Here is a 588-nt window from a genome sequence, read left to right as displayed (position 1 = left end):
CTGCATGCGCTGCTCGCCAACCGGCGGCTGCGCAACACGGTGGGGCGCACCGGTTGCGGCGTCTGCGGCGTGGAGGAGATTTCGGGCCTGCCGCTGGCGGATCGACGGGAAGGGCAGGGCGCGCCCATCACCTCCGAGGCCATCCATCGCGCCCTCGCCGGGCTTTCGGACGGCCAGCCGCTCAATGCCGCCACGCGCGCCACCCACGCCGCCGCCTGGGCTTCGCGAGACGGCACGCTGCTGGTGGTGCGCGAGGATGTGGGCCGGCACAACGCGCTGGACAAGCTGATCGGCGCGCTGCTGAGGGCTGGCACTGATCCGGCCGAGGGCTTCGTCGTCATCACGAGCCGGCTCTCCTTCGAGATGGTGGAGAAGGCGGCATCCTTCGGCGCCGGCACGGTCGTGGCGATCTCCGCGCCCACCTCGCTCGCGCTGGACCGCGCGCGGCACCACGGCATGACCCTCGTCGCCATCGCCCGCGGCGACGCGCATATGGTCTTCGTGGCGCCGGAGTGACCGATCCTCTCGCTGCCCTCCGCGAGCCGCTGGCGCGCCTCCTGGCCGTCGCCAAGCCCGTCAGTGGGGAGG

At 73.0% G+C, this 588-nt stretch carries 1 protein-coding gene; it reads left to right on the top strand.

Features of this window, described 5'->3' with window-relative positions:
* A partial coding sequence (locus tag AC1DWF_RS36740; RefSeq protein WP_476843356.1) for a formate dehydrogenase accessory sulfurtransferase FdhD occupies positions 1-516 on the top strand: 516 nt, incomplete at its 5' end.
* Positions 517-588 lie beyond the last annotated feature (72 nt).

Source organism: Aminobacter sp. P4_D5 (assembly GCF_056401815.1).
This window is presented reverse-complemented; position numbering and strand designations above follow the sequence as displayed.